Here is a 9,577-nt window from a genome sequence, read left to right on the forward strand (position 1 = left end):
GCACCCCCACCGCGAGCAGGACGGCCGGCAGGACGAAGCCCGCCACCGGCTCGGCGTGGTAGACGGGCGTGATCGCCACCGGGCTCAGTGCGGCACCGCTGAACCGCACCGCCTGCACCACGGACATGGCGCCCCCCGGGTTCTGGGCGACGGATCCGAGCACCATCGCGTTGACGCCGACGAGGACGAGCTGGGTGGCCACCCCGCCGAGCGCCCAGATGACGCCGACCAGCCACACCACCGGCGCCAGACCGACCCCGAGGACGACGAGCACGCCGATGGCGGCTCCGAGCAGGACGCTGCGCCGGGCGCCGATCCGGTCGACGCCGCCGCCGACGAGCCGGGCGGTGAGCAGCCCGACCACCCCGAGCCCGGTGAGCAGCAGCCCCCTCGTCCCGGAGCCGACGCCGAACTCCTCCTCCAGCCGGAGTGCGACGAGGAAGTTCAGCCCGGCGAGGCAGCCCCATCCGACCGCCGCCACGAGGCCGGCGCGCAGGACCACGGGCTGCCAGGCGGTGCGCAGGGAGGGGCGCTGGGCCGCGGGCGCGGCGGCTCCCTCTGCGGGGATGCCGGTGGCGGCCAGCACCGCGGCCACCGCCGCGACGCCTGCGAACGCGAACCGCCAGTCGACCTCGGCAGCGAGCCCGCCGACCAGTGGCGCCGTGGTCTGGCCCGCCGCCTGCATGGAACCGAACCAGCCGAGCACGCGGCCGAGCCGCTGCGGGGGCGCCGCGGCGGCCACCGCGGCCAGCAGCAGGGGAGTGGTGAACGCGTTGGCGGCTCCCTGCAGCGCACGGGCCGCGAGGAACAGCGGCAGCGTCGTGGCGAGCAGGCAGGCCACCGAGGCGAGCAGGTACACCAGGTAAGCGACGACGACGGTGCGGCGCCGGCCCCAGCGCTCACCGAACGTGCCCGACACGAGCATCACGGCGGCGAAGGGCGCCGTGTAGGCGGTGATCGACAACGACGCGGTGGCGGGCGAGACGTCGAACGACGCGCCCAGCTCCGGCAACATGGCGACGGTGATGCCACCACCGAAAGGGCCCAGGAGCGCTCCCGCGTAGAGCCCGGCCCTGGCCAGGGCCTCGCGAGGGGGCGCGCCCGGGGAGCGCGCCTTCGTCAGTTGCCCGAGCCCCCGGTGCCGCGCCGGCGCAGGTAGCGCTCGAAGTCGGCGGCGATGGCGTCACCGTCGGCCTCGGGGAGCACGTCGGCGTCGGCCTCGGCCTGCTCCTCGAGCTGGCGGACGTACTCGCGCACCTCGTCGTCGGCCTCGGCCATCTCCGACACCGTGCGCTCCCACTCCTCGGCCTGCTCCGGGAGGCCGCCCAGCGGCACCTCGACGTCGAGCAGCTCCTCGACGCGGTGCAGCAGCGCGACGGCGGCCTTGGGCACGCGGGCCTGCGACACGTAGTGCGGGACGGCGGCCCAGAACGACACCGCGGGGATGCCCGCCTCGACGCACGCGTTCTGGAACACGCCCACGATCCCGGTGGGTCCCTGGTAGCTCGACGGTTCCACCTGGAGCTCGCCGGCGGAGGACACGTCGTAGGAGATCCCGCTGACGGGGGTGGGCCGCGTGTGCGGCGTGTCGGTGAGCAGGGCGCCGAGGGTGATGACCTTCGTCACACCGAGCTTCTCCACGTAGCCGAGGAGCTCGGCGCAGAAGGCCCGCCAGCGCAGGTTGGGCTCGATCCCGTTGACGAGGACGACGTGCCGCTCGGTGCCCGGGAGGGTGGCCACCGAGAGCCGGGTGGTCTGCCACTCGATCTTGCGGGTGACACCCCCGGCGTGCCGCACGTGCGGCCTCGTGACCTGGAAGTCGTAGTACTCCTCTGGATCGATCGAGAGCAGGGGCTCGGCGTCCCAGCTCAGCTCAAGGTGCTCCAGTGCGGTGCTGGCGGCCTCCCCGGCATCGTTCCAACCCTCGAACGCGGCGATCATCACCGGGTCGACGAGGCGGGGCAGTTCGTTCTCCGCTCCGGTTTCCGGCTCGCGATCGGTCATCTGCCCAGCCTACGGCGGCAGGCCGCAGCGCGATGGCCGCCTCCCCCGGGCCGCTACCGTGTCAGTGTGCAGCCCGACACCCGCACCCAGCCACCACCTGCCTTCGACACCACATTGATGGACACGCTGTCGGAGCGGGTGGTGATCGCCGACGGTGCGATGGGCACCATGCTGCAGGCCGCCGACCTCACGCTCGACGACTTCGACGGCCTCGAGGGCTGCAACGAGGTGCTCAACGACACCCGGCCCGACGTCGTCCGGAGCATCCACCGCGCGTACTTCGAAGCGGGCGCCGACGCCGTCGAGACCAACACGTTCGGGGCCAACCTCCCCAACCTCGCCGACTACGACATCCCCCACCGGATCCGCGAGCTCGCGGAGAAGGGCGCCCGCCTCGCCCGCGAAGTCGCCGACGAGATGAGCACCCCCGACCGTCCCCGGTACGTCCTGGGCTCGGTGGGGCCGGGCACGAAGCTGCCCACGCTGGGCCACGCGGCGTTCGCCGCCCTGCGCGACGCCTACGCCGAATGTGGCCGCGGCCTGGTCGCCGGCGGCGCCGACGCGATCGTCATCGAGACCTGCCAGGACCTGCTGCAGGTCAAGGCGGCCGTGCTCGGTGCGCAGCAGGCGATGGCCGACGAGGGGCGCCGCATCCCCATCGTCACGCAGGTGGCCATGGAGACCACGGGCACGATGCTGCTCGGTTCCGAGATCGGCGCCGCGCTCACCGCGCTGGAGCCGCTGGGGATCGACCTCATCGGCCTGAACTGCTCCACCGGCCCCGCCGAGATGAGCGAGCACCTGCGCACGCTGTCCAAGCACGCGCGCATCCCGCTCTCGGTGATGCCGAACGCCGGGCTGCCCGTGCTCGGCCCCAACGGCGCGGAGTACCCGCTCGACCCCGACGGGCTCGCCGAGGCGCTCTCCACGTTCGTCCGCGACTACGGCCTGCGGCTGGTCGGGGGCTGCTGCGGCAGCACGCCCGAGCACGTGCGGGCCGTGTCCGACGCGGTCCGCCATCTGACGCCGGCGGCGCGCACCCCGCGTCCGGAGCCGGGGGTCAGCTCGCTGTACGCCTCCGTGCCCTTCCGCCAGGACACGTCGGTGCTCATGATCGGCGAGCGCACCAACGCCAACGGCTCCAAGAAGTTCCGCGAGGCGATGCTCGCCGAGGACTGGGAGGCCTGCGTCGCGATCGCCCGCGACCAGACCCGCGACGGCGCCCACCTCATCGACCTGTGCGTCGACTACGTCGGACGGGACGGCGTCGCCGACATGGCCGAGCTGGCCGGACGCCTCGCCACCGCCTCCACGCTGCCGGTGATGCTCGACTCGACCGAGCCGGAGGTCCTGCGCGCCGGACTCGAGCGCCTCGGCGGCCGCTCGATCATCAACTCGGTCAACTACGAGGACGGCGACGGGCCCGGCTCCCGCTTCCAGCGGGCGATGGAGCTGGTGCGCGCCCACGGCTGCGCGGTCGTCGCGCTGTGCATCGACGAGGAGGGTCAGGCCCGCACCGCCGAGTGGAAGGTGCGGGTGGCCGACCGGCTCATCCGCGACCTCACCACCAACCACGGCATGCACGTCGAGGACATCGTCGTCGACACCCTGACGTTCCCGATCACCACGGGCCAGGAGGAGGTGCGCCGGGACGCGCTGGAGACCATCGAGGCGATCCGGGAGCTGAAGCGCCGCTACCCGGACGTGCAGACCACGCTGGGTGTCTCGAACGTCTCGTTCGGTCTCAACGCGGCCGCGCGGCAGGTCCTGAACTCGGTGTTCCTGCACGAGTGCGTCAACGCCGGGCTGGACACCGCGATCGTCTCGGCGGCGAAGATCCTCCCGATGGCCAAGATCGACGACGAGCAGCGGTCGGTGGCGCTCGACCTCGTCTACGACCGCCGTCGGGAGGACTACGACCCCCTCAACCGCTTCATGGAGCTGTTCGAGGGCGTCACGGCCTCGTCGGCGAGGGCCGGCCGGGCCGAGGAGCTGGCCGGGCTGCCGCTGTTCGAGCGGCTGGAGCGCCGCATCATCGACGGGGAGCGCCAGGGCCTCGAGGCCGACCTCGACGAGGCGCTCGAGTCTCGTCCGGCACTGGAGATCATCAACGACACGCTGCTGTCGGGCATGAAGACCGTCGGTGAGCTGTTCGGCTCCGGTCAGATGCAGCTGCCGTTCGTGCTCGCCAGCGCCGAGGTGATGAAGACGGCCGTGGCCTACCTCGAGCCGCACATGGAGAAGACCGACAGCGACGGCAAGGGCACGATCGTGCTGGCCACGGTCAAGGGCGACGTCCACGACATCGGCAAGAACCTCGTGGACATCATCCTCACCAACAACGGCTACAACGTGGTCAACCTGGGGATCAAGCAGCCCATCGCGACGATCCTGAGTGCTGCCGAGGAGCACAGGGCGCACGCCGTCGGGATGTCGGGGCTGCTGGTCAAGTCCACGGTGATCATGAAGGAGAACCTCCAGGAGATGAACTCCCGGGGGGTCGCGAAGAAGCTCCCGGTGCTGCTCGGTGGCGCCGCGCTCACGCGCTCCTACGTGGAGAACGACCTGTCCGACGTGTACGAGGGCCGGGTCACCTACGCCCGAGACGCCTTCGAGGGCCTGCGGGTGATGGACGCGACGATGGCTCGCCTGCGCGGCGAGCTGCCGGAGGTCGACCCGGAGGAAGAGGCCAAGCAGGCCGAGCGCAAGGCCCGCCACGAACGTTCGCAGCGGGTGGCGGCCAAGCGGAAGGCGGCAGAAGCCGAGGTCGCGGGCCCGCAGCCGGAACGCTCCGACGTCACGGTCGACAACCCGCTGCCCACCCCGCCGTTCTGGGGCACGCGCGTGGTCAAGGGGATCTCGCTGGCCGAGTACTCGGGGATGGTCGACGAGCGCGCGCTGTTCCTGGGCCAGTGGGGCCTGCGGGGCACGAAGAGCGGCTCGGGCCCGAGCTACGAGGAGCTGGTGGAGACCGAGGGCCGCCCGCGGCTGCGGTACTGGCTGGAGCGGCTCTCCACGGAGGGCGTCCTCGCACACGCCGCCGTCGTCTACGGGTACTTCCCGGCGGTGTCGGAGAAGGATGCGCTGCTGGTGCTCGACGAGCCCCGTCCCGACGCCGCGGAGCGGTTCCGGCTGGAGTTCCCGCGCCAGCGCCGCGACCGGCACCTGTGCCTGGCCGACTTCTGGCGGCCCCGCACCCTGGCCGTCGAGCGCGGCGAGGTGGACGTGCTGCCGCTGCACCTGGTGACGATGGGCCAGCCCATCGCCGACTACGCCAACGAGCTGTTCGCGAAGGACGCCTACCGCGACTACCTGGAGGTCCACGGCCTGGGCGTCCAGCTCACCGAGGCATTGGCCGAGTACTGGCACCGGCGGATCCGGGAGGAGCTGACCTTCCCGGCCGGTGGTGCCGTGGCGGCGGAGGACCCTGCCGACGTCGAGGAGTTCTTCAAGCTCGGCTACCGGGGCGCCCGCTACTCGCTCGGCTACGGCGCCTGCCCCAACCTCGAAGACCGCACGAAGATCGTGGAGCTGCTGCAGCCCGGACGGATCGGCGTGGAGCTCTCGGAGGAGCTGCAGCTGCATCCGGAGCAGTCCACCGACGCGATGGTGGCGCACCACCCGGAGGCGAAGTACTTCAATGCGGGCTGAGGATCGCTTGTCGGGTCCGAACATCGATGCCGAGGAGCTCCCTGCGGCCGTTCTGTGGGACATGGACGGCACGCTGGTCGACTCGGAGAAGGTCTGGAGCATCTCGCTCGCGGAGACGGCACGCTGGCTCGGCGGGGAGCTGAGCTCGCAGGCGCGGGAGGACATGATCGGGTCGAACATGGCACGCACGCTGGGGCTGATGTTCGAGGACCTGGGGCTCGACCGCGATCCGGTCCGGATGGCGCAGGCGGAGAAGTGGATGACCGAGCGCACGGGCGAGCTGTTCGCGGCCGGCCTGGAGTGGCGTCCCGGTGCGCTCGAGGCGTTGCGGATGGTCCGCGCGGCGGGCTGGCCGACTGCGCTCGTCACGAACACGGAGCGGGCGCTCACCGAGCTGGCGCTGGAGACGATCGGGCGCGAGCACTTCACCGTCACGGTGTGCGGGGACGAGGTGCCCCACGGCAAACCGGCGCCCGACCCGTACCTGCGGGCGGCGGAGCTGCTCGGCGTCCCGGTGCAGGAGTGCGTGGCGGTGGAGGACTCGCCGACGGGGGCCACCGCGGCGGAGACGGCGGGTGCCGCCGTGCTCGTCGTGCCCTGCGAGGTGCCTGTTCCGGCAGGTCCAGGACGTGTTCATCGTCGCTCACTGGCCGGACTCACGGCGGATGACGTGCGAGACGCCTACGCTCGTGTACGCGCAGATCGCGTGGCCTAGCGGACCGCATGCGCACGGTACCGCTTGACACTCGACCGCTGAACTTCACAAGGGCGCCGTTAGCCGACCCGCTCGGCGCCCGCATAATGCGCGAACCGACCGTTCACCGAACCATCCGGCGCTTCATCTGTACCGGGCGCAGCAGGCCCGGTGCGGCCGTTCGCGTCGAAACCCACAGACGTATGACACTGATGTTGTGAGGAGTAACCCGACGTGAAGACCTTCGACGGTTTGTTCGTCGAGCTGACCGAGAAGGCCGCCACTCGGGCGGAGGGCTCGGGCACTGTCGCCGCACTCGATGCCGGCGTGCACGAGCAGGGCAAGAAACTGCTCGAGGAGGCCGGCGAGGTGTGGCTGGCCGCCGAACACGAGGCCGACGACGCGTTGGCCGAGGAGATCTCTCAGCTGCTCTACCGCATCCAGGTCCTCATGATCGGGCGCAAGATCTCGCTCGAGGACGTTTACAAGTTCCTGTAAGAATCACAGCAAGGCACTAGGAGACCTCTGATGCTCCGCGTCGCACTTCCCAACAAGGGAACGTTGGCCGAGCCCGCCGCCACGATGATGCGTGAGGCCGGTTATCGGCAGCGATCGGACTCGCGTGACCTCAGCATGCTCGACGACGAGAACGAGATCGAGTTCTTCTACCTGCGTCCCAAGGACATCGCCACCTATGTCGGGTCCGGCGATCTGCACCTGGGCATCACGGGCGCTGACCTCATGGACGAGTCGGGCAGCCAGGTGAAGCGGGTCATCGAGCTCGGCTTCGGCGCGTCGAAGTTCCGGTTCGCCGCACCGGAACGCACGGAGCACGGCGGGGAGTGGACGCTCGAGGATCTCGAGGGCAAGAAGATCGCCACGTCCTACCCCCGACTGGTCCGCGCTCACCTGGCGCGCAGCCGCGTCCGCGCCGACATCATCAAGCTCGACGGGGCCGTGGAGATCTCGGTCCAGCTGGGGCTGGCCGACGCGATCGCCGACGTCGTCTCCTCCGGGCGCACGCTGCGCCAGCACGGCCTCAAGCCGTTCGGCAAGGCGATCGCGGAGTCCCAGGCCACGCTCATCGAGCGGGAGCCGCGCCCGGACCGCGAGGAGACCGTCGAGGTGAAGGCGGCCAAGGGGGTGTTCACCGCGCGCCTGCAGGGGGTCGTCTACGCACGGCAGTACCTGATGCTCGACTACGACTGCCCGGCCGCTGTGCTCGAAGAGGCCAAGCGCATCACGCCCGGCATGCAGGCGCCCACGGTCTCGCCGCTGTCGCAGCCGAACTGGTACGGCGTCCGGTCGATGGTGCGCAGGACGTCCGCCAACAAGGTGATGGACGACCTGGCCTCGCTCGGCGTGCGCGCGATCCTGACCTCGGAGATCCGGTCCTGCCGGGCGGTGGACGGCACCGGCCTCAACGGCCACACCGCCTGAGTTCGGCGCTCAGCGGGGCCGCACCACCACGCTCTGCGTGGAGCGTCCGGTGTGGCCCCGCTCGTCGAACAGCAGGCCGGACACCGTGCCCATCCCTGTCGGTCCGACCACCGTGGCGGCGGCCACGGCCATCCACTCGCCGACCGGCGGCCGGTGCAGGTGCACCGTGAGCTCGGTGTTGACGAATAGCCAGTGCCGCAGGTCCAGTGGCGCGGCGGCGCCGTTGCCGGTGTCGGCCATCACGAGCAGCCGCTGCAGCGGGCTGGGCTCCTCGCCCTCGACGAGGGGCACGCGCAGCCGCCCCCACGTCGTGCCGGGGCCCGGCTCGCCGTACCACCCCTGCAGCCAGTGCCACTCCACGGCGTCGAGGAAGCCCGGGAGCCAGCCGGGCGGCCGCTCCGGACGGTGAACGCCCTGCCCCGGCGGCGGTAGCGGGTCGACCTCCCCACCTGCCACGGCCCGGGTGTCGCCGACCGCGAGCCGCCAGGCACGGGCCCTGAGCACGGCCCGCCCGCCCGCTGTCATCTCGGCGGTGAGGAGCTCGACCGATCGTCCCGGGCGCTCCACCCCCGCGCGGACCTGCACCTCCCCGGCCGGCACCGGGCCGAGGACCTCCACGGTGATCCGCGACAGCTGCGTGCCGGGCCCGGTGCCGCTCCGTTCGAGCGCGCGTGCCAGCAGCGCCGCCGGCGGCCCGACGTGTTGGGCGTCGGCGAACCACGGTCCCGTGGTGGAGAGGGTGGCGTGGAACCGCTCGCCGTCCGGGCCGTCGAGGGGCAGGTAGAACGGTTCGAGGGGAAGCACATCTGCCGGCACCCCCCGAGAATGCCCCGGTGGGGATCGTGCCCGGCGCGCCGGTGCTCAGCCGGCGCGTTCCATCGGGGTCTCGTCGGCGCTGACGTCGGTGGGCCAGCCCGGGTAGGCCGGCGGGGTGCCGTCCCAGGCCGGGCAGAGCGGCTTGTGGCTGCACCACTCGCAGAGCCTGCTGGGGTTGGGCCGGAAGTCGCCGGACTCGCCCGCGATGAGGATGGCCTCCCAGATGGCGTCGAGCGTGCGCTCGAAGCGACGGAGCTCGACCTCGTCGGGCTCGTAGGTGAGCCACTCGGTGTCGGCCAGGTACATCAGCCGGAGCTGGGCGGGCACCACACCGCGCAGGTGCAGCAGGGCCAGTGCGTAGAACTTCATCTGGAACAGCGCCCGCGCCTCGGCCACCGGCCGGGGCGCCGGCCCGGTCTTGTAGTCGACCACGCGCATCTGCCCGGTGGGTGCGACGTCGAGCCGGTCGATGTAGCCACGCAGCAGCAGGCCGGACTCCAGCTCCGTCTCCACGAGCAGCTCACGCGCCTCGGGCTCCAGTGTGCGAGGGTCCTCCAACTGGAAGTACGCCTCCAGGAGCGGCCCGGTGGACGCGAGCCAGGACGGCAGCTCCGGATCCTCGGGGCCCTCGAAGAGCTGGTTCACCAGCTCCGGCTCCTGCACGCACAGCTCCTCCCAGGCCGGCCCCACGAGCTCCTGGGCCACCGGGAGGGACCGTTGCGCGGCGGGCAGGTCGTAGAGCCGCTCCAGGACGACGTGCACGAGCGTGCCGCGGATCTGCGCCCGGCTGGGCCGCTCCGGGAGCCGGTCGATCGCCCGGAACCGGTAGAGCAGCGGGCACTGCTTGAAGTCACCCGCCCGTGACGGGGACAGCGCCGGTCGGCGCCGCGGGCGCACCGGGGAGTCGCCACCGGCCACCGGGGCCTCGGCCGCGTCGTCGGTGGCCGGGATGGGGGTGGGGGCGTCGAAGGT

Annotated in this window: 8 protein-coding genes; 4 read left to right on the plus strand and 4 right to left on the minus strand. The window is 71.7% G+C overall.

Features of this window, described 5'->3' with window-relative positions; translation table 11 throughout:
- Positions 1–1,015 (minus strand): MFS transporter (locus HF577_RS34925; RefSeq protein ID WP_169400278.1); only part of this gene is annotated, 1,015 nt, incomplete at its 3' end.
- 104 nt (positions 1,016–1,119) lie between these two features.
- Positions 1,120–2,004: a PAC2 family protein gene (locus tag HF577_RS34930; protein WP_169400279.1), complete on the minus strand. Its 885-nt coding sequence runs from the start codon at positions 2,002–2,004 to the stop codon at positions 1,120–1,122.
- Positions 2,005–2,121: 117 nt separating this feature from the next.
- On the opposite strand from HF577_RS34930, the gene metH reads away from it, so the two are divergent.
- The 4 genes from metH (at position 2,122) to hisG (ending at position 7,789) form a co-directional block, all read left to right on the plus strand.
- The gene (metH, locus tag HF577_RS34935) at positions 2,122–5,655 is read left to right on the plus strand and encodes a methionine synthase (RefSeq protein ID WP_169400283.1); all 3,534 of its coding nucleotides are present in this window, start codon (positions 2,122–2,124) and stop codon (positions 5,653–5,655) included.
- Between the two features lie 7 nt (positions 5,656–5,662).
- Positions 5,663–6,370 (plus strand): HAD family hydrolase, encoded by a 708-nt coding sequence (locus HF577_RS34940; protein WP_281359944.1) that lies wholly within the window; start codon positions 5,663–5,665, stop codon positions 6,368–6,370.
- A gap of 213 nt (positions 6,371–6,583) precedes the next feature.
- Positions 6,584–6,847: a phosphoribosyl-ATP diphosphatase gene (locus tag HF577_RS34945; protein ID WP_169400281.1), complete on the plus strand. Its 264-nt coding sequence runs from the start codon at positions 6,584–6,586 to the stop codon at positions 6,845–6,847.
- A gap of 30 nt (positions 6,848–6,877) precedes the next feature.
- Complete coding sequence (gene hisG, locus HF577_RS34950; protein WP_169400282.1) at positions 6,878–7,789, plus strand: ATP phosphoribosyltransferase; 912 nt, start codon at positions 6,878–6,880, stop codon at positions 7,787–7,789.
- Between the two features lie 9 nt (positions 7,790–7,798).
- On the opposite strand, the gene HF577_RS34955 is transcribed toward hisG, so the two are convergent.
- Both HF577_RS34955 and HF577_RS34960 read right to left on the minus strand, forming a co-directional pair.
- Positions 7,799–8,605 carry a thioesterase family protein gene (locus HF577_RS34955; RefSeq protein WP_312859582.1) on the minus strand — a complete coding sequence of 269 codons (807 nt, stop codon included), beginning with the start codon at positions 8,603–8,605 and terminating at the stop codon, positions 7,799–7,801.
- Positions 8,606–8,650: 45 nt separating this feature from the next.
- Positions 8,651–9,556, minus strand: coding sequence for a RecB family exonuclease (locus HF577_RS34960; RefSeq protein WP_407692276.1), 906 nt, complete (start codon positions 9,554–9,556; stop codon positions 8,651–8,653).
- Between the last annotated feature and the right edge of the window lie 21 nt (positions 9,557–9,577).

Origin of the sequence: Pseudonocardia xinjiangensis (assembly GCF_012911925.1) — a bacterium.
GTDB classification, from domain to species: domain Bacteria; phylum Actinomycetota; class Actinomycetes; order Mycobacteriales; family Pseudonocardiaceae; genus Pseudonocardia; species Pseudonocardia xinjiangensis.